The 25,640-nt window shown below is 57.3% G+C and carries 12 protein-coding genes, 4 tRNA genes and 5 rRNA genes; 11 read left to right on the top strand and 10 right to left on the bottom strand.

Features of this window, described 5'->3' with window-relative positions:
• The coding region (locus B9Z50_RS04935) for a uroporphyrinogen decarboxylase family protein (protein ID WP_304481677.1) at window positions 1-526 on the bottom strand (526 nt) is incomplete at its 3' end.
• Between the two features lie 85 nt (window positions 527-611).
• The gene (locus tag B9Z50_RS04930; protein ID WP_370463058.1) at window positions 612-2,876 is read right to left on the bottom strand and encodes a protein-disulfide reductase DsbD family protein; all 2,265 of its coding nucleotides are present in this window, start codon (window positions 2,874-2,876) and stop codon (window positions 612-614) included.
• 183 nt (window positions 2,877-3,059) lie between these two features.
• Between B9Z50_RS04930 and B9Z50_RS04925 the strand changes: the two genes are divergently transcribed.
• Window positions 3,060-3,887 (top strand): creatininase family protein, encoded by an 828-nt coding sequence (locus B9Z50_RS04925; protein ID WP_108362602.1) that lies wholly within the window; start codon window positions 3,060-3,062, stop codon window positions 3,885-3,887.
• Between the two features lie 18 nt (window positions 3,888-3,905).
• On the opposite strand, the gene B9Z50_RS04920 is transcribed toward B9Z50_RS04925, so the two are convergent.
• The 7 genes from B9Z50_RS04920 to B9Z50_RS04890 form a co-directional block, all read right to left on the bottom strand.
• Window positions 3,906-5,075 (bottom strand): hypothetical protein, encoded by a 1,170-nt coding sequence (locus B9Z50_RS04920; RefSeq protein WP_108362455.1) that lies wholly within the window; start codon window positions 5,073-5,075, stop codon window positions 3,906-3,908.
• Between the two features lie 76 nt (window positions 5,076-5,151).
• Window positions 5,152-5,826, bottom strand: coding sequence for a histidine phosphatase family protein (locus tag B9Z50_RS04915; RefSeq protein ID WP_108362454.1), 675 nt, complete (start codon window positions 5,824-5,826; stop codon window positions 5,152-5,154).
• Window positions 5,827-6,023: 197 nt separating this feature from the next.
• A complete protein-coding gene (locus tag B9Z50_RS04910) occupies window positions 6,024-6,995 on the bottom strand; it encodes a threonine dehydratase (protein ID WP_108362453.1) in 972 nt (323 codons plus the stop codon).
• A 37-nt stretch (window positions 6,996-7,032) separates the two neighbouring features.
• The gene (locus B9Z50_RS04905; RefSeq protein ID WP_108362452.1) at window positions 7,033-7,956 is read right to left on the bottom strand and encodes a PhzF family phenazine biosynthesis protein; all 924 of its coding nucleotides are present in this window, start codon (window positions 7,954-7,956) and stop codon (window positions 7,033-7,035) included.
• Between the two features lie 23 nt (window positions 7,957-7,979).
• On the bottom strand, window positions 7,980-9,164 hold the full coding sequence (locus B9Z50_RS04900) for a PLP-dependent aminotransferase family protein (RefSeq protein ID WP_108362451.1): 1,185 nt from the start codon (window positions 9,162-9,164) through the stop codon (window positions 7,980-7,982).
• 34 nt (window positions 9,165-9,198) lie between these two features.
• Window positions 9,199-10,128, bottom strand: a complete 930-nt coding sequence (locus tag B9Z50_RS04895) for a DMT family transporter (RefSeq protein ID WP_108362450.1) — start codon at window positions 10,126-10,128, stop codon at window positions 9,199-9,201.
• Window positions 10,129-10,135: 7 nt separating this feature from the next.
• The gene (locus B9Z50_RS04890; RefSeq protein WP_108362449.1) at window positions 10,136-10,753 is read right to left on the bottom strand and encodes a LysE family translocator; all 618 of its coding nucleotides are present in this window, start codon (window positions 10,751-10,753) and stop codon (window positions 10,136-10,138) included.
• 114 nt (window positions 10,754-10,867) lie between these two features.
• Here B9Z50_RS04890 and B9Z50_RS04885 point away from each other — a divergent pair, with 114 nt between their 5' ends.
• Window positions 10,868-12,274, top strand: a complete 1,407-nt coding sequence (locus B9Z50_RS04885) for a PLP-dependent aminotransferase family protein (RefSeq protein WP_108362601.1) — start codon at window positions 10,868-10,870, stop codon at window positions 12,272-12,274.
• 12 nt (window positions 12,275-12,286) lie between these two features.
• Here B9Z50_RS04885 and B9Z50_RS04880 read toward each other — a convergent pair whose 3' ends face one another.
• A complete protein-coding gene (locus tag B9Z50_RS04880) occupies window positions 12,287-14,194 on the bottom strand; it encodes an ATP-binding cassette domain-containing protein (RefSeq protein WP_108362448.1) in 1,908 nt (635 codons plus the stop codon).
• A gap of 449 nt (window positions 14,195-14,643) precedes the next feature.
• Here B9Z50_RS04880 and B9Z50_RS04875 point away from each other — a divergent pair.
• From B9Z50_RS04875 to B9Z50_RS04835, 9 genes are all read left to right on the top strand, one after another.
• Window positions 14,644-16,174: ribosomal RNA gene (locus tag B9Z50_RS04875) — 16S ribosomal RNA — on the top strand.
• Between the two features lie 99 nt (window positions 16,175-16,273).
• A tRNA-Ile gene (locus B9Z50_RS04870) sits at window positions 16,274-16,350 on the top strand.
• Window positions 16,351-16,397: 47 nt separating this feature from the next.
• Window positions 16,398-16,473, top strand: a tRNA-Ala gene (locus B9Z50_RS04865).
• Window positions 16,474-16,904: 431 nt separating this feature from the next.
• Window positions 16,905-19,784: ribosomal RNA gene (locus tag B9Z50_RS04860) — 23S ribosomal RNA — on the top strand.
• Between the two features lie 147 nt (window positions 19,785-19,931).
• Window positions 19,932-20,044 (top strand): 5S ribosomal RNA (gene rrf / locus B9Z50_RS04855).
• 327 nt (window positions 20,045-20,371) lie between these two features.
• Window positions 20,372-21,902: ribosomal RNA gene (locus tag B9Z50_RS04850) — 16S ribosomal RNA — on the top strand.
• 99 nt (window positions 21,903-22,001) lie between these two features.
• Window positions 22,002-22,078 (top strand) — tRNA-Ile (locus B9Z50_RS04845).
• Between the two features lie 47 nt (window positions 22,079-22,125).
• Window positions 22,126-22,201: transfer RNA gene (locus tag B9Z50_RS04840), tRNA-Ala, on the top strand.
• Between the two features lie 431 nt (window positions 22,202-22,632).
• Window positions 22,633-25,512, top strand: a 23S ribosomal RNA gene (locus B9Z50_RS04835).
• The 16S, 23S and 5S rRNA genes sit together here with 4 tRNA genes alongside, the layout of an rRNA operon.
• The last annotated feature ends 128 nt before the right edge of the window (window positions 25,513-25,640 follow it).

The following is a 25,640-nucleotide window of genomic DNA, read 5'->3' as shown; positions in this document are numbered from 1 at the left end:
GGCTGTACATCAGGGACTTCACATGCCGGTAGTCGTCGGAGCCAGCGCCTTCGACCATGTAGCACGCCAGCGTCCAGGGGCTGCCGGAAAAGCCGATCAGCGGCACACGGCCGTTCAGGGCCTTGCGGATGCTGGTCACCGCGTCGAACACGTAGCGCAGCTTGTTCATGTCGGGCACGGCCAGCTCGGCCACAGCGGCTTCGTCGCGCACGTTCTTGGCAAAGCGCGGGCCTTCGCCCTGGGCAAAAGACAGACCCAAGCCCATGGCGTCGGGCACGGTGAGGATGTCGCTGAACAGAATGGAGGCATCGAGCGGGTAGCGCTCGAGCGGCTGGAGTGTGACTTCGGTGGCGTAGTCGACGTTGGTGGCCAAACCCATGAAGCTGCCGGCCTTGGCGCGTGTGGCGCAGTACTCGGGCAGGTAGCGTCCGGCTTGGCGCATGAGCCACACGGGCGTGTGGTCGGTGGCCTGGCGCAGGCAGGCGCGCAGGAAGGTGTCGTTTTGGAGTGGGGCGAATGAGCTCATTGCCTTATTGTGGCAGGCCCAGGCCGGGCTTTTTCCGCATCACTTTCAGGCGCATTCTCAAGCCGGGGCACTCTGGAACAGGGGCTCAAGGTGCAGGGAGTCCCTTGAGGGCGGTTTGCACTTCGGCCACGCTCGGCAGCTCCGACAAGAGAACGGGCGCACGGCTGGCGGCGTACAAGGCATAGACCGGCACCCCGCTGCGGCCCAGTGCTGTGAGCGCCTGCGTGATGGCCGGGTCGCGCCGCGTCCAGTCGGCCCGCATCAGCACCACCTGCCTGGCCGCAAAGTCGGCCAGTACGCGGGCATCGGCCAACGTGGTTTTCTTGTTGTATTGGCAGGTCACGCACCAGGCGGCGGTGAAGTCCACAAATACCGGACGGCCTGCGGCCAGCTGGGTTTGTAAGGCGGCTTCAGACCAGGGCTGCCAAGAGCCCGTGGACAAGGTGCCGGGCGTGGTTTGGCTGGCGCTGGCCAGAGGTTGCGCGGGCGCTTCACGCAAAGCCAAAGGCAACCAACTGCTGCCCAGCCACAGCAAGGCGGCCAGGGCCAAACCGCTCAATACCCAACGCGTGCGGCCGCTCAGCCCCAGCGCCCACACCAGCCATGCCACCGTGAGCAATAAAGCCAGCAGGCTGCTGGCCCCGTCGATGCCAGTTTGTTGACCCAGCACCCACAACAACCAAATGACGGTGGCAAACATAGGAAAGGCCATGGCTTGGCGGAAAGTTTCCATCCAGGCCCCAGGGCGAGGCAGGGCGCGGGCGATGCCCGGCCACCAGCTGGCCGCCAAGTACGGCACAGCCATGCCCAAGCCCATGGCAGCAAACACCAGCAGGGCTTGCCAAACAGGCAGCGCAATCGCCAGGCCCAGCGATGCCCCCATGAAAGGCGCGGTGCAAGGCGATGCCACGGCCACGGCCAGCACGCCCGACAAACCGGCGTTCACCGTGGGGTGGCGACTTTGCAGCGTGACCAGGCTGCTGGGCAGCATCTGTCCAAACTCGAAAACGCCCGCCAGGTTCAGGCCGAGCAGGGTGAACAAAAGCGCCAGACCCGCCACCACAGGGGGCGATTGCAATTGAAAGCCCCAGCCCAATTGCTCGCCCGCAGCCCGCAAGGCCAGCATCAGGCCGCCCAGCAGCATGAACGAGAGCACCACGCCCACGGTGTAGGCTATGCCCGCCGCGCGGTGTTGGGCCTGAGAGGTGTCGGCTTGCGCAAAACCCATCACCTTGATGGCCAGCACAGGGAAAACGCAGGGCATGAGGTTGAGCAAGAACCCGCCAACCATGGCCCCCAAAACGGCCAGCGTCAGGCCCAGCGCGGTGGTGCTGGAGGGCGCTGGCATTTCGGCTGAGCGAGCGTTCTCGGCCAGCGCCTTGGCGAGGGCCGGGGAAATCTCTGCGGGTGCGGCTTGTGCCAGCGCGGGCCAAATGCCTTGCACAGGCGTTTCGATGTCAAAAGCCGGGGCTTTGGGGGCCGACTCTGGTCCGACTGCAACCACCCAGCGCATCGATTTTGGGCTGTCGCCACGTTCCTCAGACACTGGAATCTGGGCGCTCCAGACCGCGCCTTGCCAGTTTTGCGTCCAGTCTTGGCCCTGCACGGCCGCGTTGTGCACCACGCTGGCCGTGACCGGGAAGGCGCTGAGCGTCTGGCCGCGCCAGCTGGCGGGCAGGCCGTGCACGCGCAGGCTCAGTTGCTGGCCGTCCGCTGACACGGTGGTCTGGCCACCCGTGATCCAGGTGCCGCCTTGCTGCAGCTGCGCCATGGGCTGGGGGCTGAGCTGTTGAGACGCTTCAAACGATCGGGCGTGGGGTGTTTGTGGCGCGGCTGAGGCCAGCTTCAAGCTGAAGCGGCCCTCTTGGGGGATGCATTCTTTGCGGCACACCAGCCAGTCGGCCTGCAAGGCCAGGGCCAGGGGCCCGGTGTCGGGCAAGCGGAAGTCCGCGCCCACCGTCACGGGCACGGTCAGCAGCAAGCGGCCTTCGTAGCCGTAGTTGGCCAAGGTGCCGATGGGGAATTTTTTGGGAAGGGGCCAGGCGATGTCACCGGCCTGCAAGCCTGCAGGCAGCTGCCACTCCAGCCGTGTGGGCAAGCCCGAGTCGCCGGGGTTTTGCCAATAGGTGTGCCAGTCGGTCTGGTGATCGATCTGCAGGCCCAACCAAAATGTTTTTCCGGTGCGAATGCCTTCGGGGGCATGCACCAGCAGCTCGGCCCGCACCTGCTCGGTGTTAACCACATGGCTGTCACCGCCGAGCAAGGCGGCCGTGTCCGACACGCTGGCCGAAGCCGCCTTGGATGAAAACAGCGGACCGGTTTGCGTCTGGCCGGGCAGCGGTGTGAACAAGAGGGCGCTCAGGCCCAGCCCCACCAGACCCAAACCCCAGCTTTGAAGCGTGGACCAGCCACGCGAGAACACGGAAACTTTCACGCCAATCCTTCTTTCTGACCCCCAGCGCATCGGGCGGGGGCTTATGCATCTCATTGCGAAAGGCACTGTACACGCCCGGGCTCCATTAAGATGCCGAACATGCAAAACCCTTCGCGTTTTTGGGCCGACTGGACCACCCTCGATTTTCAGGCCTTGGGCGCAGGTCGGGCCATTGCGGTCCTGCCCGTGGCCGCCACCGAGCAGCATGGGCCGCACCTGCCGCTGTCAGTAGACACCGATCTGGTCAACGGCGTGGTGTCCGCTTGCCTGCCGCACTTGCCTGCCGAGTTGCCGGCTTTGTTTTTGCCCACCCAAACGGTGGGCCTGAGCCCTGAGCATGCGCGTTTTGCGGGCACTTTGACACTCAAGGCCGAAACCGTGATCCGCCTGTGGACCGACATCGGCGAGTCGGTGGCGGCCAGCGGTGTGAAGAAACTGGTGCTGCTCAACGCCCATGGCGGTCAAGTCAGTGTGATGGACATCGTGGCGCGGGATTTGAGGGCCCGGCTGGGCATGCTGGTTTACAGCGTGAGCTGGTTCAATTTGCCGCTGCGTGATGCACAAGGCGGGGACGTGAATGCGCTCTTTCCGCCCGAAGAGCACCGCTTTGGCGTGCATGCGGGGGACACCGAAACCTCGATGATGTTGGCGCTGCGCCCTGAGTGCGTGCGCATGGATTTGGCGCAAAACTTCCGCTCCACCTCGCAAGACCGTGCCGAGCGGTTTGAAATTTTGGGCAACGGCAAAAGCGCCAAGCTGGGCTGGCAAATGCAGGACTACAACCGCCACGGTGCGGCGGGCCATGCCTCGGCTGCCACCGCTGAAAAAGGCCAAGCTTTGCTGGATGCCTCGGGCCGGGCGCTGGCGAAGTTGCTTTGTGAAATTGACCAATTGCCGCCCGACACGCTCACCGATCAGGTGGGCTGATCCCATGAGGCCCAGTCATCAGAACGCGGGCAACACCAGGTCGCAGTGCTCGCGAGTCACGTTCTTGGGGTATTCGCGGGTTGTGTCGATGCAGCCGCCTTCTGCATAAACCCCTTTGGGGTCGCGCATGCGCAACATGCGGTCAAGTACGCGGGCGCGGGCTTGTGGGTCGGCCTGGGTTTGCGCCACCAGCCGCTCCACCACCGTCTCGTCCATTTGCAGCTCGCCTTGGGCGTCGGTGTAGACGCCGTCTTTCCAATGGAAAATTTCAATGGCTTTGGACTCGAGGGTGAAAGGCGTATCCCGCTTCCAGAAGTTGCTGAAAAGGCCGCCGCCCATGTACATGACCCAGGAGCCCTCGTAGCCCGTGACGTCGGCGGAGCGCTCGTCGGGGTTGCGAAACCACAGCCGGTCACCCGGGACATAAAAGCGGGCCGGCAAGGGGGCTTCCATGCTGCCGTACTCGATCAGGAACACCTCGTGGAACTGGCCCGAGCGCACCGCATGGCGTTCGTTGAGTTGCTGCAACTCGGCCAGCAAAGCGGGGTGGTGCGCCTGTAGCTCTTGCGCGATGCCCAGCAAGATCACGTATTCGGTGGCGCGGTAGCACGAGAAGTCATACAGCTTGCCGGTGGCCTCGGGTTGCGTGGCGGCAATCAGGGCGTTGATCAAGGGGCGACCCGGCTTGAGGATGAAGCCGGGCTCTTCTTCATAGTGCCAATCGGCCTCGGGGCGCTCGGCCGCTTCGGTTTTGAAGGCCAGCGCGGTCAATCGTGCGGCCAAGGCCATGTTGCGCCGCACCCGGACATGCGACTTCAGCGCTTCCAAATTGTGGAACACAAAGCGGTGGGGAGAGCCCAGCAGGGCCACCCAGATCTCGCGCTCCAATGCCCAGGCCTCATCGGCGTGGGTGGATGGGGCAGTGGCGGCCAAGCTGCTGTACAAGTTCAGGCTGTTGTGCCCGGGCATGTGGGATTGCTGGAATTCGGGCTGCAAGCTGGCGATCAGGGCCACCGTGCCGTCTTCAAGTGGCACATTCAGCGTTTGCACCACCGATTGCAGCCCCCATTCACCGAGGTCAGAGCTCAGTTGTGCAGCCAGATGATCGGCTTGATCGGCGGGTGTGTGGGTGAGCTCAATGCCACCCTCCAGTGTTTGAAGGGCAAGCCAGGCGGTCGAACAATTCATGCCGCCAATTTTGCCCTTGAATATTTACGGTTATTCCTAGGGAATACACCCGGTTTTCATGGGGAAATTCACCGTTTCAGGCGAAGGTGACCCAGTCTTTGTGGGCGTCGCTGTCCAGGTGTGGCAGGGTGTTGTAGGTCAGCAGCATGTGGCGCTTGGGGGTGAAGACGAACTCGGTGAGCGCCGTGTTGCGGATGCGCAGGTTCAGCTCGATGGTGGTCTCGGGCGGGGTGCCCAGTACGCGGCCTACGGCAGTCGAGATGGGGCCACCGCTGGAGACGATCATCACGTCGCCCGAATGGCTTTGCCGCACATGATCGAGCGCGGCTTCGATGCCACCCACAAAGTCGGCATAGCTGGGCATGCCACGCGGCTGGGTGCGTCCGGCCATCCAGGCTTGCAGCGCGTCGCGCAGCAGGCGAAAGTGGTGGCGGTACAGCTCGGGCGTGTCGGGCTTGGCCAGCGGCTCGGGGTGGATGGACTCGATCAGCGCGTGGCTGTCGTATTCGTTCAGGCCTGGCCACACGGCCGGGGTGTGCGGCAAGCTCGCGCCTTCGGCAATGCCTTCCCAAGTTTGGCGGTGGCGCTTCAGACTGCCCATCATCACGGCCTCGATGGGTTTGTCCTGCAGTTTCGGCCGCAGGTATTCACCCAAGCGCACGGCTTGCTGGCGGCCCAGTGGGCTGAGTTGATCGTAGTCATCGGCCCCGAACGAGGCTTGTCCATGTCGGACCAGATAGAGGGTTCCCATGGACTGAGATTGTGGTGGCGCATGGGCATTGGTTTTGTCCCACGAGCGACCAGGTCTCTGGGCTGTGGCCGGGGGCAGGCATTCGAAATCCGAGTGCGCTGTTGTGTTGGAGCCCTCGCCTTGATGGCCCAAAGGCCCGGGCAGTCTCAGAGACTGCAGCCTTTTTCACGGGGCCAAAACGCCAGATCCTGTGGTTTTCAGTCGCGGTTCTGCAGCACTTGGCACAAGGTGCTGGCGTCCACATTGCCACCGCACAAGGTGGTGCCCACCACTTGTCCGCGCAATTGCTCGCGCTCAGCCCAGGCCGCAGCAAAGCTCGCTGCGCCGGCACCTTCAGCCAGATTGTGGGTGTCGGTGTACAGGTCGCGCATGGCTTGAGCCACTTGCGTGTCGGTGACTTGCACGATGCGTTCCAATCCATGCTGCAAGATGGCCAGCGCATGGGGGTCAGCACGGCGCACTGCCATGCCATCGGCCAGCGCTGTGCTGACCGGTGCCTCGACCACGCAACCTGCCGCCATCGAGTCGGCGTAGGTCGTGGCGTGTGCACTCACCACGCCAACCACCTTGACAGGGTGCCTCAATGCTTGTTTGGCGGCCAACGCAGCGCAGGCGCCCGAGCCAAGGCCTATTGGCACATAGAGCACGTCCAAAGAAGGAACTGCCTCGAAGAATTCGAGCCATCCGGTGGCCACGCCGAGCACCAATGCCGGGTGGTAGCTGGGCACCATGTGCGCGCCTCTTGTCTGGGCCAGGCTTATGGCGTGTTCGCGTGCGGCCTGGAAGTCGTGACCATGTTCGATGAGCTCAGCACCCAGCGCCCGCATGGCGGCATTTTTTTCGGTGGAGTTGCCCTGCGGGACCACAATGGTGCAGGCCACGCCGTGACGTCCGGCCGCATAAGCGATGCTTTGCCCGTGGTTGCCTCGCGTGGCGCTGATCACTTCTTGAGGCATCAGGCCTGATCGGGCCAAATGTTCAAAATAGGTCAAGCCGCCGCGTACCTTGAAGGCACCAACTGGGGTGTGGTTTTCGTGTTTGACCCAGCAGTCGGTGCCCAGCCGCTGGCTTAGCTTGGTCCAGCGGTACTGTGGCGTGGGGCCAAAGGCTGCATAAACGGTGTGCGCTGCCTCTTTGATTTGGTCCAAGGTGGGCAGATCGGTGTGCATGGGGGCTCCGGCAGTTCAGGGCTTGGGGTTCAGGGGCTTACAAACTGACATTGCCTTGGATGCAGCCGACCACATCGCCACCCACCCAGACTTGGCCGTTGTCGTCTTGCGACAAAAATACCTGACCGGCTCGGCCCAATGCTGTGCCTTGGCGGGCACTGTAGCGGCCCGGCATGTGGCCCTCGGCCATCAGCCATTGGGCGAGCGACGCGTTCAAGCTGCCGGTGACCGGGTCTTCGGCGATGCCCACCGGTGCGGCAAAGGCGCGCACTTCCAGATCGGTCGGGTCGTGGGGGATGCGGGTGGAGGGCGCAAAAGCGCGGGCCTCGCGGTTGGCGCGTCGGATCAGGCTGCCTGCGGGGGCCTCGCGTTTGGCCGCGACGCCCACTTTGGTGTTGAGGCGTTTGAGCGCAGCATGGTCCGGTTTCAGCGCGAGAAGGCTGTCCACCGAGTCAATCAAAATGCCGAGCCAGTGTGGGCCGTTGTTCAAGTCTTGTGCGGCCAGCACCTCGTTGGGCTGCAGGCCCAAAGCGGCCAGCACCTCGGCCAGCAGCGCTGGCGCAGGCGTTTGGCGCTGCAAGGGCGGCGCGGCAAAAGCCCAGCGGCCATCGACAGATTTCAAGTTGACCAGACCGACGCCACATTCCTGCACCAGTTGGCCGCTTTGCCGGGGCTGCCCGCCTGCCTTCAGCCAAGCATGGGCGGTGCCCAGCGTCGGGTGGCCCGCGAACGGCAGCTCAGCGCCGGGTGTGAAGATGCGCACCCGGTAGTCAGCACCGCCCGCAACCCCTTCTGGCGTGGGCGGCAGCACAAAGGTGGTTTCGCTCAGCTGCGTCCAGCGGGCAAAGGCCTGCATTTGCGCATCGCTTAGGCCCTCTCCGTCCAGCACCACGGCCAGCGGGTTGCCCAGAAAAGCGGTGTCGGTGAAGACGTCGACTTGTTGGAAGTCGCGGGTTTTCATGGTGGCGTCTTAATCCAGGTTGATCAAAGCGATTCTTGGATCGCTGCGGCCAGTGCCTTCATGCCGGTGTTGATCTGGTCCACCGTGGCGGTCACAAAAGACAGGCGCAGCGTACTTTCATCGGCACCCTCGGCGTAAAAAGCCGAGCCGGGCACAAAGGCCACGCCTTTTTCGACCGCCTTGGCCAATAAGGGAATGGCTTTGAGGCCTTTGGGCAGTTGCACCCACAAGAACATGCCGCCCACAGGTCGGTTCCAACTCAGGCCCAGGCCCGCCATTTCGCGGTCGAGCGCGGCCAGCATGGCTTCGCACTGTTGTTTGTACAGGGCGCGGATGGTCGGCACATGGCGTTCGATGAAACCGTCTTTGAGCACTTCAGCCACCACGCGCTGGTTGAAGCTGGGCGTGTGCAGGTCGGCCGCTTGCTTGGCTTGCAGCAGTTTGGGGTAGAGCGCAGTGGGGGCGACCAAATAACCCAAACGCAGTCCGGGGGCCAGGATTTTGGAGAACGAACCCAGGTACACGCTGCCCTCAGGATGACGCGAGCTCAGCGATGGCGCGGGCGGCGTGTCAAACCACAGGTCGCCATAAGGGTTGTCTTCGATGATCGGCAAGCCACATTCGACAGCCACCTGCGCCACGGCGGCGCGGCGCGCTTCGGTCATGGTGCGGCCGGTGGGGTTCTGGAAGTTGGGCAGCAGGTACACAAAGCGGGCTTTGTCCGCACCCGTGCCGACCTTGGCGCGCAGGTCGTCGGCATCCACACCGTGGTCGTCGCTGTTCACACCCACGGCCACAGGCTCCATCGGGGTGAAGGCCTGCAGTGCGCCCAGATAAGTGGGCGTTTCCACCAAAATGCGGCTGCCCGCATCGATCAGGATCTTGGCGATCAGGTCCAGGCCTTGCTGGCTGCCAGTGGTGATCAGCACTTGGTCAGGGCTGACGTTCATGCCTTGCTTGAGGAGGTCTTGCGCGACCCATTCGCGCAAGGGGGCGTAGCCCTCGCTGGCCGCGTATTGCAAGGCGGCCTTGCCGTCGTCCCTGAGCACGCGCTCGCTGGCTTCGCGCATGGCGTCGATCGGGAAGGTCTGGGGCGAGGGCAGGCCTCCCGCAAAGCTGATGATGCCGGGCTTTTCAGTGACTTTCAGGATCTCGCGGATCACCGAGGGGTTCATTTTTTCGGCGCGTTGAGCCATTTGCCATTGCATGTTCTGTTCCTCAATTTTTTGTTCAGTTCGATTGTCAGTTGGCTTTGGGGGCGTTGGCCATGCGTCGCCCCATGAAAACCGTGGTCACCACCAGCAGGGCAAAGCCCAAGGTCATGGCATCCAGCGATTCTCCCAGCAAAGGCACGGCCGCCAAAATGGTGATGAAAGGTTGCAGCAATTGCAGTTGGCTCACCCGCAGTGGGCCGCCCAGCGACAGGCCGCGAAACCAGGCAAAAAACCCCGCCCACATGGAAAACACGCCCACGTACAGCAAGGCCAGCCACGATGTGGGTGCCACAGCGTGTTCTGGCCATGTGAGCCAGGCGCCTGGCAGCGTGATGGGCAAGGCCATGACACACACCCAGCTGATGACTTTTTCTGCACCAAGGCTGACCGTGACCTTGGCGCCGGCGACATAGCCCAGCGATCCGGCTACGACAGCCCCCACCAGCAGGGTGTCGGCCCAGGTCAGGCCAAAGCCCTGCGCCACAGCATCGGCCATTTGTGATGCACGCAGCAGGCTGTAGACCGCCACCAGGGCGCTGCCTAAGGCGGCAAATACCCAAAACCCCAAGCGTGCGCGTTGGTGCATCAGCCAGGCGGCAGCGGCGGCCGTGGCCAGCGGCATCAGCGAGGTGATGACTGCCGCATGACTGGCCGTGACGTGGCGCAGCGCCCAGCCCAGCAGCAAGGGGTAACCGATCACGTTGCCTGCCAGCGACAAAAACAAAGGCCCGCGTTGATCAGCCAAAGGCCATGGGGCCCGCACGGCCAATAGGTATATGGCCGACAGCCCGCCCGCCAGCGCGGCCCGCGCCCAGGTGACAAACCAGGGCGACATTTGCGGTGCCTCTACCGTGCCCGTGGCCAGACGGGTCATGGGCAAGGTCAGCGCAAAAATAAAGATGCCCAGAAGCCCCAACCAAAGGCCCAGGTTATCGCGGTGTTGAGGGGTGTTGTTCATGCGGGCATCAAGCTGCGCTTTGGCGCAAGCCGTTCAGAATCCACAAGGCTGTGGCCACCAGCGCCACCGACATGCAACGGTTGAACATCAGCAAGCGGCGGCCGTGCGCCAGCCAGTGCCGCAGCATAGAGCCGGCCACTGCGTAGGTCAGGTTGCTGAAAAAACCATAGGCCACCATGATGGGCAGCAGCACCAGCGTGCGGGCCGTGGCATCTTCGCGCCCTGCCACCCAGCCCGCCACGATGGCGAGCGCCAGCATCCAAGCCTTGATGTTGAGGAACTGCAGACCCACGCCTTGTACAAAGCCCACCTGCAGTTGGGTGCTGTCGGCCTGCTGCAAGCGGCCGCTTTGCCACAAACGCGAGGCCAGCCACAACAAATAACCGGTGCCCAGCGTCACGATGCCCCAGCGCAATGGCGGAAAAGCCACCACCAAACCACCCAGACCAGTGGCGCACAGGGTGAACAAGATGCCCCAGCCAACGGGCACCGCGCACACAAAGCGCATGGCACGGCGCAGGCCGTGGTTGGCGGCCATGGCGGTCGATAGCGTGGTGTTGGGCCCGGGCGTGAAGCTGCTCACGGTGGCCAGCACCAACAGGGCGCTGAGTTCTGAAGAGGTCATGACTTTGAATGTAGTGTCGAAATGAGTACAGTATCGGTACAGTTTGAAAGATCATTTTAAAACTGTATTGCTCCGTTTGTCGGCACACTTTTTGTCTGAACGCTCCCCATGTCATTGCTCAGCCGTGAATCCAGCCAACCTCTGACCGACCAGCTTGCGCAGCGCTTTGTGACGCGCATGCGCGATCAGTTGCTGGTTTCGGGTGCGCGTTTGCCTTCGGTGCGGCAATGCGCGCAGATGCATGGTGTGAGCGCCTCCACCGTGGTGGCCGCATACGACTGGTTGGTGGCACAAGGCTGGATAGAGGCGCGTCCCAATCGGGGGTTTTTTGTGCGCGATCGGTTGCAGCGCACGCCGCCACCCGCTGTGGCTGCCGTTGGCGGTGTGGCCAGTCCGCCGCCTGTGAATGCCGCGAGCTTGATCCGGGGCATGTTCCACCAGCCGAGTGCCCAGCCACAACCCGGCATGGGCGTGTTCCCTCCGGACTGGCTGGATGCTGACTTCTTGTCGGCGGCCTTGCGCAAGGTGGTGGCCAACCCGGCTTTGCGCGAGTCGTCCTTGCGCTATGGCGAGCCGCAAGGGGACACCGGTTTACGCGAATCCCTCTCGTCCAAGCTGGCCAGCATGGGTTTGCACGCCGCGCCAGACCAGCTCATCACCACCGTGGGAGCCACCCATGCGCTGGACATCATCAGCCGCACCTTGTTGCGCCCTGGCGATTGCGTGATGGTGGAAGAGCCGGGCTGGGCCATCGAATTTGCCCGGCTGCAAAATTTGGGTGTGCGCATCCTACCTGTGCCGCGTCTGGAAACGGGTCCCGATTTGGAGGTGGTGGAGCGTTATGCGCAAATGCACGCGCCCAAGATGATGGTGAGCGTGTCGGTCTTGCATAACCCCACAGGTTACGGCTTGTCGTTGCCCTTAGCGCACCAGCTGGTCAATTTGGCGCACCGTTACAACTTCCATGTGGTCGAAGACGACACCTACGGGCACATGGCTGCGTCGCATGCGGTGCGCTTGTCGGTGCTCGATGGTTTGCAAAAAACCATTTATGTCAGCGGTTACGCCAAAATTCTCGCGCCGAGCTGGCGGGTGGGTTATCTGGCTGCTCCGGTGAATTTGAAGGACGCATTTTTGGACACCAAGCTCTTGTCCACGCTGACGACGCCGGTACTGTTTGAAAAGGCGCTGGCCCTGTGCTTGGAGCAAGGGGCTATTCGCCGGCATACCGATCGTTTGTCACAACTGTTGGACGCCGCCCGCAGCCGCAGTGTGAAGATGGCGCTGGCACACGGTTGCCAATTGGTAGCGCCACCTCAGGGCCTGTTTGGCTGGGTGGATGTGGGTGTGGATACCGATGCGCTGGCGCTGCGCATGCACGATGCCGGGTACCTCTTGGCACCCGGATCTTTGTTCCATGCCGACCGCAGGCCAGGCTCCTTGATGCGGGTGAACTTTGCCAGCACCCAGCAGGAGACGTTCTGGAGAGCCCTGGCCAAGACCCGCGCCGAACTGTTGTGAGCGCAGCCGCGCTCAGCGGGCCGACAAAATTTCCCAGCGTTCCATGGCCGCCAGCAACACTTCGTCGATTTCGGTATCGCGCTTGAACAGTTTTTGTGCCAAGCCCGGGTCGCGTTGGTAAATGCTGCCGTCCGCCAGCTGCGCGCGGGCTGAAGCTTGCTCTTTTTCCAGCGCTTCGATTTTGGCGGGCAACTCGGTCAGTTCGCGTTGCTCTTTGTAGCTGAGCTTGCTGCGGGCCGCAGCGGCCGGTGCGGCAGCCGTCGTGGAAGCGGGTACCGTGGCCGCTGGCGTTGAGCCACTGCGCTGAGCGGCCTGGGCCCTGATGGCCTGAGCGCGTTGTGATTGCACCAGCCAGTCTTGTACCGATCCTTCGTATTCGCGCCACAGGCCCGGTTGGTCCGGGGCGCTTTCGCAGGCGATGATGCCGGTGACCACGTTGTCCATGAAGGCGCGGTCGTGGCTGACCAGGAACACGGTGCCTTCGTAAGTCTGCAGCAACTCTTCAAGCAACTCCAGGGTTTCGATGTCGAGGTCGTTGGTGGGTTCGTCCAGTACCAGCACGTTGGCGGGGCGGGCAAACAAACGCGCCAGCAGCAAGCGGTTGCGCTCGCCCCCTGACAGGGAGCGCACTGGCGAGGTGCCGCGTGCGGGCGAGAACAAAAAGTCGCCCAGGTAGCTTTTGACGTGTTGGCGCTTGTTGCCAATTTCGATCCATTCGCTGCCGGGGCTGATGAAGTCTTCCAGCGTCGCGTCCAGATCCAGCGCGTCGCGCATCTGGTCAAAGTAGGCCACTTCCATCTTGGTGCCGCGACGCACTTCGCCGCTGTCGGCTTCGAGTTCGCCCAGAATCAGTTTGAGCAGGGTGGTCTTTCCCGCGCCGTTGGGCCCCAGCAGGCCGATCTTGTCGCCGCGCAGCAAGGTGCCGGTGAACTTCTGGATGATGGTGCGCACCGACCCGTCCGGCTGGGTGAAGCTCTTGCTCACATCGGTCAACTCGGCCACCAGCTTGCCGCTGGGCACGCCCGAGGCAACTTCCATTTTCACGTTGCCGACCTTTTCACGGCGAGCGGCGCGTTCACTGCGCAGGTTTTGCAGGCGCGTGATGCGGCTTTGGCTGCGGGTGCGACGCGCTTCCACACCTTTGCGAATCCACACCTCCTCTTGGGCGAGCAGCTTGTCGGCTTTGGCCTGAATCACGGCTTCTTGTGCGAGCTGCTCTTCCTTTTGAACCTGGTAAGCGGCATAGTTGCCTGGATAAGGGCGCAGTTTGCCTCGATCCAATTCGACAATGCGCGTGGCGATGCGGTCCAGAAACGCCCGGTCGTGCGTGATGGCGATCACGCTGCCTTTAAAGTCAATCAGCAGGTCCTCCAGCCAGGTGATAGCGTTCAGGTCCAAGTGGTTGGTGGGTTCATCTAATAAGAGGACATCAGGGCGGGTCACCAAAGCCTGGGCCAAGGCCACCCGTTTGCGCATACCGCCAGACAGCGATTGCACGATGGCGTTCGGGTCCAGCTTCAGGCGTTGAAGGGTTTCCTCCAAGCGTTGCTCCCAACCCCAGCCGTCGCGCGACTCGATCAGCCCTTGCAGGGTGTCCAGATCTCCACGGCTGTGGGTGTAGTCGTCGATCCACTGCACCACTTCGGCCAGACCTTCACGAACCGACTCAAAAATGGTGTGCTCTGGGATCAACACGGGCTCTTGCGCTACGTAGGCGATGCGAACGCCTTGTTGTATGTGCAGCGCGCCGTCATCTGGGCGTTCCATCCCAGCCAAAATTTTGAGCAGAGACGATTTGCCTGTGCCGTTACGACCGATCAAGCCAATGCGCTCGGATGTCTCCAGGGAGAAGTCCGCGTGATCGAGGAGTGCAACATGGCCAAAAGCCAGAGAAGCGTTTAATAGAGTGAGTAAAGCCATAGGCCCATTATCCGGGTGGGATCAGCAAAAAATGCTCAACGAATACAAAAAACCCACCAAGGACGAAAAATCTATGCAATAATCGAGGGCTTCGCTGCAGTGAAGTGAGTTTTCGAAAGAAGCCAAGCAAGTGCAGCGGTGAAGTTGGCGAAATGATCTTGTTGATCAAGAAAATTTTCAAAAACTTGACGCAGAGTTAAAAACTGTGTCATAATTCAAGGCTTCGCTGATCGCAGCGAAGCAAACGAAGTAGCTCTAAGCTGCTTGGGTTCTTTAAAAATATACAGCCGATAAGCGTGGGCGTTTGATGGTGATTGCCAAGTTCTTCGGAACTTAGCTTTAATTAGCTAACAAACGCTCATGAAGTAAAAAAGATGTGGATATCAGAGATGATGTTCGCGTCGATTCCAATTTATGAGTTGCTCGAGAGAGCGAAAAAAATCAAGATCGAACTATAGAGTTTGATCCTGGCTCAGATTGAACGCTGGCGGAATGCTTTACACATGCAAGTCGAACGGTAGAGGGGGCAACCCCTTGAGAGTGGCGAACGGGTGAGTAATATATCGGAACGTGCCCAGTCGTGGGGGATAACGTAGCGAAAGTTACGCTAATACCGCATACGATCTAAGGATGAAAGCGGGGGATCGCAAGACCTCGCGCGATTGGAGCGGCCGATATCAGATTAGGTAGTTGGTGGGGTAAAGGCTCACCAAGCCAACGATCTGTAGCTGGTCTGAGAGGACGACCAGCCACACTGGAACTGAGACACGGTCCAGACTCCTACGGGAGGCAGCAGTGGGGAATTTTGGACAATGGACGCAAGTCTGATCCAGCCATTCCGCGTGCAGGATGAAGGCCCTCGGGTTGTAAACTGCTTTTGTACGGAACGAAAAGGTCTCTCTTAATACGGGGGGCTCATGACGGTACCGTAAGAATAAGCACCGGCTAACTACGTGCCAGCAGCCGCGGTAATACGTAGGGTGCAAGCGTTAATCGGAATTACTGGGCGTAAAGCGTGCGCAGGCGGTTATGTAAGACAGAGGTGAAATCCCCGGGCTCAACCTGGGAACTGCCTTTGTGACTGCATAGCTAGAGTACGGTAGAGGGGGATGGAATTCCGCGTGTAGCAGTGAAATGCGTAGATATGCGGAGGAACACCGATGGCGAAGGCAATCCCCTGGACCTGTACTGACGCTCATGCACGAAAGCGTGGGGAGCAAACAGGATTAGATACCCTGGTAGTCCACGCCCTAAACGATGTCAACTGGTTGTTGGGTCTTCACTGACTCAGTAACGAAGCTAACGCGTGAAGTTGACCGCCTGGGGAGTACGGCCGCAAGGTTGAAACTCAAAGGAATTGACGGGGACCCGCACAAGCGGTGGATGATGTGGTTTAATTCGATGCAACGCGAAAAACCTTACCCACCTTTGACATGTACGGAAGTCGCTAGAGATAGCTTCGTGCTCGAAAGAGAGCCGTAACACAGGTGCTGCATGGCTGTCGTCAGCTCGTGTCGTGAGATGTTGGGTTAAGTCCCGCAACGAGCGCAACCCTTGTCATTAGTTGCTACATTCAGTTGGGCACTCTAATGAGACTGCCGGTGACAAACCGGAGGAAGGTGGGGATGACGTCAAGTCCTCATGGCCCTTATAGGTGGGGCTACACACGTCATACAATGGCTGGTACAAAGGGTTGCCAACCCGCGAGGGGGAGCTAATCCCATAAAACCAGTCGTAGTCCGGATCGCAGTCTGCAACTCGACTGCGTGAAGTCGGAATCGCTAGTAATCGTGGATCAGAATGTCACGGTGAATACGTTCCCGGGTCTTGTACACACCGCCCGTCACACCATGGGAGCGGGTCTCGCCAGAAGTAGTTAGCCTAACCGCAAGGAGGGCGATTACCACGGCGGGGTTCGTGACTGGGGTGAAGTCGTAACAAGGTAGCCGTATCGGAAGGTGCGGCTGGATCACCTCCTTTCTGGAAACTGCAATCTAAATTGAACGCTCACACTTATCGGTTGTTGGAAGGTTGTCGCTGACGGCTGAGGCGTAAGCCCAAGTCATTGGTGACCGGCTTGGGTCTGTAGCTCAGTTGGTTAGAGCACTGTGTTGATAACGCAGGGGTCGTTGGTTCGAGACCAACCAGACCCACCAATCCTTCTGAAGAGTGAGCGCTACTTGTGTGCTCCGGACAAGATAACGGGGGATTAGCTCAGCTGGGAGAGCACCTGCTTTGCAAGCAGGGGGTCGTCGGTTCGATCCCGTCATCCTCCACCATCACTTATCGAAATGTTGAGCGGGTCCTGCAAGGGCCTGGATAAATCTTCATTCAAAACAAAAGTTGCTTGGCAAGAGATTGCAGAGGCTGCTTTTGTGTTGATTGATATTGATCGATTAACAAGTGTCGCAAGACACACGGCTGTTCTTTAAAAATTCATAGAGTCGAATCAGAGTTGCCAGGGGAAACCGCACATTCGTAAAGGTTTAGTGCGGACCGTGCCCCTGGTGACAATTTTTTGATTGCGTCAAAACGAATATTCAAACGACGTTTGAAATTCAAGTAATGACGAATTGTTCTTTTGATATTGGATGGAAACATCCTGTGTTGAGGAATTATTCATATTACGGCATAACGCGTCAGGTGAAAGACCTGACAGACATTCCTTGAAAACAACGATGGAGTCTCGCAAGAGAGTTCAAAGTTATAGGGTCAAGTGAATAAGAGCATGTGGTGGATGCCTTGGCAATGATAGGCGACGAAAGACGTGAAAGCCTGCGATAAGCTTCGGGGAGCTGGCAAATAAGCTTTGATCCGGAGATTTCTGAATGGGGAAACCCACCCTTAGGGGTATCGCATGATGAATACATAGTCATGCGAGGCGAACCGGGTGAACTGAAACATCTCAGTAGCTCGAGGAAAAGACATCAACCGAGATTCCGAAAGTAGTGGCGAGCGAAATCGGAAGAGCCTGTTAGTGATAGCGCAACTGTTAGCAAAGCGGCATGGAAAGGCCGGCCATAGTGGGTGATAGCCCCGTATGCGAAAACAGATGTGTGGTACTGAGCTAACGACAAGTAGGGCGGGACACGAGAAATCCTGTCTGAATATGGGGGGACCATCCTCCAAGGCTAAATACTCATCATTGACCGATAGTGAACAAGTACCGTGAGGGAAAGGCGAAAAGAACCCCGGGAGGGGAGTGAAATAGATCCTGAAACCGCATGCTTACAAAAAGTAGGAGCCTCGAAAGGGGTGACTGCGTACCTTTTGTATAATGGGTCAGCGACTTACATTCAGTGGCAAGGTTAACCGAATAGGGAAGCCGTAGAGAAATCGAGTCCGAATAGGGCGATCAGTCGCTGGGTGTAGACCCGAAACCAAGTGATCTATCCATGGGCAGGATGAAGGTGCCGTAACAGGTACTGGAGGTCCGAACCGACTAATGTTGCAAAATTAGCGGATGACCTGTGGATAGGGGTGAAAGGCTAAACAAACTTGGAAATAGCTGGTTCTCTCCGAAAACTATTTAGGTAGTGCCTCAAGTATTACCATCGGGGGTAGAGCACTGTTTTGGCTAGGGGGTCATGGCGACTTACCAAACCAAGGCAAACTCCGAATACCGATGAGTACAGCTTGGGAGACAGAGCACCGGGTGCTAACGTCCGGACTCAAGAGGGAAACAACCCAGACCGCCAGCTAAGGTCCCTAAAATTGGCTAAGTGGGAAACGAAGTGGGAAGGCTAAAACAGTCAGGATGTTGGCTTAGAAGCAGCCATCATTTAAAGAAAGCGTAATAGCTCACTGATCGAGTCGTCCTGCGCGGAAGATGTAACGGGGCTAAGCCAGTTACCGAAGCTGCGGATTTGCAATTTATTGCAAGTGGTAGGAGAGCGTTCTGTAGGCCTGTGAAGGTGGTGGTGTAAACCCTGCTGGAGGTATCAGAAGTGCGAATGCTGACATGAGTAGCGTTAAAGGGGGTGAAAAGCCCCCTCGCCGTAAGCGCAAGGTTTTCTACGCAACGTTCATCGGCGTAGAGTGAGTCGGCCCCTAAGGCGAGGCAGAGATGCGTAGCTGATGGGAAACAGGTCAATATTCCTGTACCGATGACAAGTGCGATGTGGGGACGGAGAAGGTTAGCTCAGCCAACTGTTGGATATGTTGGTTCAAGCCTGTAGTCGTGCTCGGTAGGCAAATCCGCCGGGCTTAGATGAGGGGTGATAACGAGGGTGCTTGCACCTGAAGTGAGTGATACCCTGCTTCCAGGAAAAGCCACTAAGCTTCAGCTTGTCATTGACCGTACCGCAAACCGACACTGGTGCGCGAGATGAGTATTCTAAGGCGCTTGAGAGAACTCAGGAGAAGGAACTCGGCAAATTGATACCGTAACTTCGGGAGAAGGTATGCCCCAAGTAGGTGAACTCGAACAGAGGGAGCCCAACGGGGTTGCAAAAAATCGGTGGCTGCGACTGTTTAATAAAAACACAGCACTCTGCAAACACGAAAGTGGACGTATAGGGTGTGACGCCTGCCCGGTGCTGGAAGATTAAATGATGGGGTGCAAGCTCTTGATTGAAGTCCCAGTAAACGGCGGCCGTAACTATAACGGTCCTAAGGTAGCGAAATTCCTTGTCGGGTAAGTTCCGACCTGCACGAATGGCGTAACGATGGCCACACTGTCTCCTCCTGAGACTCAGCGAAGTTGAAATGTTTGTGATGATGCAATCTCCCCGCGGAAAGACGGAAAGACCCCATGAACCTTTACTGTAGCTTTGTATTGGACTTTGAACAGATCTGTGTAGGATAGGTGGGAGGCTTTGAAGTGAGGACGCTAGTTCTCATGGAGCCGACGTTGAAATACCACCCTGGTGTGTTTGAGGTTCTAACCTAGGTCCATTATCTGGATCGGGGACAGTGCATGGTAGGCAGTTTGACTGGGGCGGTCTCCTCCCAAAGCGTAACGGAGGAGTTCGAAGGTACGCTAGTTACGGTCGGACATCGTGATAATAGTGCAATGGCATAAGCGTGCTTAACTGCGAGACTGACAAGTCGAGCAGATACGAAAGTAGGACATAGTGATCCGGTGGTTCTGTATGGAAGGGCCATCGCTCAACGGATAAAAGGTACTCTGGGGATAACAGGCTGATACCGCCCAAGAGTTCATATCGACGGCGGTGTTTGGCACCTCGATGTCGGCTCATCTCATCCTGGGGCTGTAGCCGGTCCCAAGGGTATGGCTGTTCGCCATTTAAAGAGGTACGTGAGCTGGGTTTAAAACGTCGTGAGACAGTTTGGTCCCTATCTTCCGTGGGCGCTGCAGATTTGAGGAAGCCTGCTCCTAGTACGAGAGGACCGGAGTGGACACACCTCTGGTGTATCGGTTGTCACGCCAGTGGCATTGCCGAGTAGCTAAGTGTGGAAGAGATAACCGCTGAAAGCATCTAAGCGGGAAACTCGTTTCAAGATGAGATCTGCCGGGGCCTTGAGCCCCCTAAAGAGTCGTTCAAGACCAGGACGTTGATAGGTCGGGTGTGGAAGCGCAGTAATGCGTTAAGCTAACCGATACTAATTGCTCGTGCGGCTTGACCCTATAACTTTGATCACACATCGAAAGGTGTGCATTGGTCGAGGAAGTTATGCCAAGTTGACGCATTCAAAAATGGCTGAAAAGCCGAAATCTGATTCGAAACTCTATGAATTCGTTGTCTTGATTTGATCAAGATGACAACAAGTTATGCCTGATGACCATAGCAAGTTGGTCCCACTCCTTCCCATCTCGAACAGGACAGTGAAACGACTTAGCGCCGATGATAGTGCGGGTTCCCGTGTGAAAGTAGGACATCGTCAGGCTTCTAACAGCCCAAAACGCCCCACCGTTCGGTGGGGCGTTTTCTTTAGAAGACATAAAAATCTTTTAAAGAAAGCGCAAAAGCGTGATACAATGGAAGGCTTCGCTGATCGCAGCGAAGCAAACGAAGTGGCTCTAAGCTGCTTGGGTTCTTTAAAAATATACAGCCGATAAGCGTGGGCGTTTGATGGTGATTGCCAAGTTCTTCGGAACTTAGCTTTAATTAGCTAACAAACGCTCATGAAGTAAAAAAGATGTGGATATCAGAGATGATGTTCGCGTCGATTCCAATTTATGAGTTGCTCGAGAGAGCGAAAAAAATCAAGATCGAACTATAGAGTTTGATCCTGGCTCAGATTGAACGCTGGCGGAATGCTTTACACATGCAAGTCGAACGGTAGAGGGGGCAACCCCTTGAGAGTGGCGAACGGGTGAGTAATATATCGGAACGTGCCCAGTCGTGGGGGATAACGTAGCGAAAGTTACGCTAATACCGCATACGATCTAAGGATGAAAGCGGGGGATCGCAAGACCTCGCGCGATTGGAGCGGCCGATATCAGATTAGGTAGTTGGTGGGGTAAAGGCTCACCAAGCCAACGATCTGTAGCTGGTCTGAGAGGACGACCAGCCACACTGGAACTGAGACACGGTCCAGACTCCTACGGGAGGCAGCAGTGGGGAATTTTGGACAATGGACGCAAGTCTGATCCAGCCATTCCGCGTGCAGGATGAAGGCCCTCGGGTTGTAAACTGCTTTTGTACGGAACGAAAAGGTCTCTCTTAATACGGGGGGCTCATGACGGTACCGTAAGAATAAGCACCGGCTAACTACGTGCCAGCAGCCGCGGTAATACGTAGGGTGCAAGCGTTAATCGGAATTACTGGGCGTAAAGCGTGCGCAGGCGGTTATGTAAGACAGAGGTGAAATCCCCGGGCTCAACCTGGGAACTGCCTTTGTGACTGCATAGCTAGAGTACGGTAGAGGGGGATGGAATTCCGCGTGTAGCAGTGAAATGCGTAGATATGCGGAGGAACACCGATGGCGAAGGCAATCCCCTGGACCTGTACTGACGCTCATGCACGAAAGCGTGGGGAGCAAACAGGATTAGATACCCTGGTAGTCCACGCCCTAAACGATGTCAACTGGTTGTTGGGTCTTCACTGACTCAGTAACGAAGCTAACGCGTGAAGTTGACCGCCTGGGGAGTACGGCCGCAAGGTTGAAACTCAAAGGAATTGACGGGGACCCGCACAAGCGGTGGATGATGTGGTTTAATTCGATGCAACGCGAAAAACCTTACCCACCTTTGACATGTACGGAAGTCGCTAGAGATAGCTTCGTGCTCGAAAGAGAGCCGTAACACAGGTGCTGCATGGCTGTCGTCAGCTCGTGTCGTGAGATGTTGGGTTAAGTCCCGCAACGAGCGCAACCCTTGTCATTAGTTGCTACATTCAGTTGGGCACTCTAATGAGACTGCCGGTGACAAACCGGAGGAAGGTGGGGATGACGTCAAGTCCTCATGGCCCTTATAGGTGGGGCTACACACGTCATACAATGGCTGGTACAAAGGGTTGCCAACCCGCGAGGGGGAGCTAATCCCATAAAACCAGTCGTAGTCCGGATCGCAGTCTGCAACTCGACTGCGTGAAGTCGGAATCGCTAGTAATCGTGGATCAGAATGTCACGGTGAATACGTTCCCGGGTCTTGTACACACCGCCCGTCACACCATGGGAGCGGGTCTCGCCAGAAGTAGTTAGCCTAACCGCAAGGAGGGCGATTACCACGGCGGGGTTCGTGACTGGGGTGAAGTCGTAACAAGGTAGCCGTATCGGAAGGTGCGGCTGGATCACCTCCTTTCTGGAAACTGCAATCTAAATTGAACGCTCACACTTATCGGTTGTTGGAAGGTTGTCGCTGACGGCTGAGGCGTAAGCCCAAGTCATTGGTGACCGGCTTGGGTCTGTAGCTCAGTTGGTTAGAGCACTGTGTTGATAACGCAGGGGTCGTTGGTTCGAGACCAACCAGACCCACCAATCCTTCTGAAGAGTGAGCGCTACTTGTGTGCTCCGGACAAGATAACGGGGGATTAGCTCAGCTGGGAGAGCACCTGCTTTGCAAGCAGGGGGTCGTCGGTTCGATCCCGTCATCCTCCACCATCACTTATCGAAATGTTGAGCGGGTCCTGCAAGGGCCTGGATAAATCTTCATTCAAAACAAAAGTTGCTTGGCAAGAGATTGCAGAGGCTGCTTTTGTGTTGATTGATATTGATCGATTAACAAGTGTCGCAAGACACACGGCTGTTCTTTAAAAATTCATAGAGTCGAATCAGAGTTGCCAGGGGAAACCGCACATTCGTAAAGGTTTAGTGCGGACCGTGCCCCTGGTGACAATTTTTTGATTGCGTCAAAACGAATATTCAAACGACGTTTGAAATTCAAGTAATGACGAATTGTTCTTTTGATATTGGATGGAAACATCCTGTGTTGAGGAATTATTCATATTACGGCATAACGCGTCAGGTGAAAGACCTGACAGACATTCCTTGAAAACAACGATGGAGTCTCGCAAGAGAGTTCAAAGTTATAGGGTCAAGTGAATAAGAGCATGTGGTGGATGCCTTGGCAATGATAGGCGACGAAAGACGTGAAAGCCTGCGATAAGCTTCGGGGAGCTGGCAAATAAGCTTTGATCCGGAGATTTCTGAATGGGGAAACCCACCCTTAGGGGTATCGCATGATGAATACATAGTCATGCGAGGCGAACCGGGTGAACTGAAACATCTCAGTAGCTCGAGGAAAAGACATCAACCGAGATTCCGAAAGTAGTGGCGAGCGAAATCGGAAGAGCCTGTTAGTGATAGCGCAACTGTTAGCAAAGCGGCATGGAAAGGCCGGCCATAGTGGGTGATAGCCCCGTATGCGAAAACAGATGTGTGGTACTGAGCTAACGACAAGTAGGGCGGGACACGAGAAATCCTGTCTGAATATGGGGGGACCATCCTCCAAGGCTAAATACTCATCATTGACCGATAGTGAACAAGTACCGTGAGGGAAAGGCGAAAAGAACCCCGGGAGGGGAGTGAAATAGATCCTGAAACCGCATGCTTACAAAAAGTAGGAGCCTCGAAAGGGGTGACTGCGTACCTTTTGTATAATGGGTCAGCGACTTACATTCAGTGGCAAGGTTAACCGAATAGGGAAGCCGTAGAGAAATCGAGTCCGAATAGGGCGATCAGTCGCTGGGTGTAGACCCGAAACCAAGTGATCTATCCATGGGCAGGATGAAGGTGCCGTAACAGGTACTGGAGGTCCGAACCGACTAATGTTGCAAAATTAGCGGATGACCTGTGGATAGGGGTGAAAGGCTAAACAAACTTGGAAATAGCTGGTTCTCTCCGAAAACTATTTAGGTAGTGCCTCAAGTATTACCATCGGGGGTAGAGCACTGTTTTGGCTAGGGGGTCATGGCGACTTACCAAACCAAGGCAAACTCCGAATACCGATGAGTACAGCTTGGGAGACAGAGCACCGGGTGCTAACGTCCGGACTCAAGAGGGAAACAACCCAGACCGCCAGCTAAGGTCCCTAAAATTGGCTAAGTGGGAAACGAAGTGGGAAGGCTAAAACAGTCAGGATGTTGGCTTAGAAGCAGCCATCATTTAAAGAAAGCGTAATAGCTCACTGATCGAGTCGTCCTGCGCGGAAGATGTAACGGGGCTAAGCCAGTTACCGAAGCTGCGGATTTGCAATTTATTGCAAGTGGTAGGAGAGCGTTCTGTAGGCCTGTGAAGGTGGTGGTGTAAACCCTGCTGGAGGTATCAGAAGTGCGAATGCTGACATGAGTAGCGTTAAAGGGGGTGAAAAGCCCCCTCGCCGTAAGCGCAAGGTTTTCTACGCAACGTTCATCGGCGTAGAGTGAGTCGGCCCCTAAGGCGAGGCAGAGATGCGTAGCTGATGGGAAACAGGTCAATATTCCTGTACCGATGACAAGTGCGATGTGGGGACGGAGAAGGTTAGCTCAGCCAACTGTTGGATATGTTGGTTCAAGCCTGTAGTCGTGCTCGGTAGGCAAATCCGCCGGGCTTAGATGAGGGGTGATAACGAGGGTGCTTGCACCTGAAGTGAGTGATACCCTGCTTCCAGGAAAAGCCACTAAGCTTCAGCTTGTCATTGACCGTACCGCAAACCGACACTGGTGCGCGAGATGAGTATTCTAAGGCGCTTGAGAGAACTCAGGAGAAGGAACTCGGCAAATTGATACCGTAACTTCGGGAGAAGGTATGCCCCAAGTAGGTGAACTCGAACAGAGGGAGCCCAACGGGGTTGCAAAAAATCGGTGGCTGCGACTGTTTAATAAAAACACAGCACTCTGCAAACACGAAAGTGGACGTATAGGGTGTGACGCCTGCCCGGTGCTGGAAGATTAAATGATGGGGTGCAAGCTCTTGATTGAAGTCCCAGTAAACGGCGGCCGTAACTATAACGGTCCTAAGGTAGCGAAATTCCTTGTCGGGTAAGTTCCGACCTGCACGAATGGCGTAACGATGGCCACACTGTCTCCTCCTGAGACTCAGCGAAGTTGAAATGTTTGTGATGATGCAATCTCCCCGCGGAAAGACGGAAAGACCCCATGAACCTTTACTGTAGCTTTGTATTGGACTTTGAACAGATCTGTGTAGGATAGGTGGGAGGCTTTGAAGTGAGGACGCTAGTTCTCATGGAGCCGACGTTGAAATACCACCCTGGTGTGTTTGAGGTTCTAACCTAGGTCCATTATCTGGATCGGGGACAGTGCATGGTAGGCAGTTTGACTGGGGCGGTCTCCTCCCAAAGCGTAACGGAGGAGTTCGAAGGTACGCTAGTTACGGTCGGACATCGTGATAATAGTGCAATGGCATAAGCGTGCTTAACTGCGAGACTGACAAGTCGAGCAGATACGAAAGTAGGACATAGTGATCCGGTGGTTCTGTATGGAAGGGCCATCGCTCAACGGATAAAAGGTACTCTGGGGATAACAGGCTGATACCGCCCAAGAGTTCATATCGACGGCGGTGTTTGGCACCTCGATGTCGGCTCATCTCATCCTGGGGCTGTAGCCGGTCCCAAGGGTATGGCTGTTCGCCATTTAAAGAGGTACGTGAGCTGGGTTTAAAACGTCGTGAGACAGTTTGGTCCCTATCTTCCGTGGGCGCTGCAGATTTGAGGAAGCCTGCTCCTAGTACGAGAGGACCGGAGTGGACACACCTCTGGTGTATCGGTTGTCACGCCAGTGGCATTGCCGAGTAGCTAAGTGTGGAAGAGATAACCGCTGAAAGCATCTAAGCGGGAAACTCGTTTCAAGATGAGATCTGCCGGGGCCTTGAGCCCCCTAAAGAGTCGTTCAAGACCAGGACGTTGATAGGTCGGGTGTGGAAGCGCAGTAATGCGTTAAGCTAACCGATACTAATTGCTCGTGCGGCTTGACCCTATAACTTTGATCACACATCGAAAGGTGTGCATTGGTCGAGGAAGTTATGCCAAGTTGACGCATTCAAAAATGGCTGAAAAGCCGAAATCTGATTCGAAACTCTATGAATTCGTTGTCTTGATTTGATC

The sequence above is a fragment of the Limnohabitans sp. Bal53 genome (assembly GCF_003063355.1).
Lineage (GTDB): Bacteria > Pseudomonadota > Gammaproteobacteria > Burkholderiales > Burkholderiaceae_C > Limnohabitans_A.
The sequence above is the reverse complement of the archived record's forward strand: the minus strand, read 5'-3'. Positions and strand labels throughout refer to the sequence as shown.

Bases quoted from the DNA above. Each gene is read 5' to 3' on its own strand.
- B9Z50_RS04925 (WP_108362602.1), top strand. From the start codon at position 3,060: ATGCAAAACCCTTCGCGTTTTTGGGCCGACTGGACCACCCTCGATTTT.
- B9Z50_RS04920 (WP_108362455.1), bottom strand. From the start codon at position 5,075: ATGAATTGTTCGACCGCCTGGCTTGCCCTTCAAACACTGGAGGGTGGC.
- B9Z50_RS04915 (WP_108362454.1), bottom strand. From the start codon at position 5,826: ATGGGAACCCTCTATCTGGTCCGACATGGACAAGCCTCGTTCGGGGCC.
- B9Z50_RS04910 (WP_108362453.1), bottom strand. From the start codon at position 6,995: ATGCACACCGATCTGCCCACCTTGGACCAAATCAAAGAGGCAGCGCAC.
- B9Z50_RS04905 (WP_108362452.1), bottom strand. From the start codon at position 7,956: ATGAAAACCCGCGACTTCCAACAAGTCGACGTCTTCACCGACACCGCT.
- B9Z50_RS04900 (WP_108362451.1), bottom strand. From the start codon at position 9,164: ATGCAATGGCAAATGGCTCAACGCGCCGAAAAAATGAACCCCTCGGTG.
- B9Z50_RS04895 (WP_108362450.1), bottom strand. From the start codon at position 10,128: ATGAACAACACCCCTCAACACCGCGATAACCTGGGCCTTTGGTTGGGG.
- B9Z50_RS04890 (WP_108362449.1), bottom strand. From the start codon at position 10,753: ATGACCTCTTCAGAACTCAGCGCCCTGTTGGTGCTGGCCACCGTGAGC.
- B9Z50_RS04880 (WP_108362448.1), bottom strand. From the start codon at position 14,194: ATGGCTTTACTCACTCTATTAAACGCTTCTCTGGCTTTTGGCCATGTT.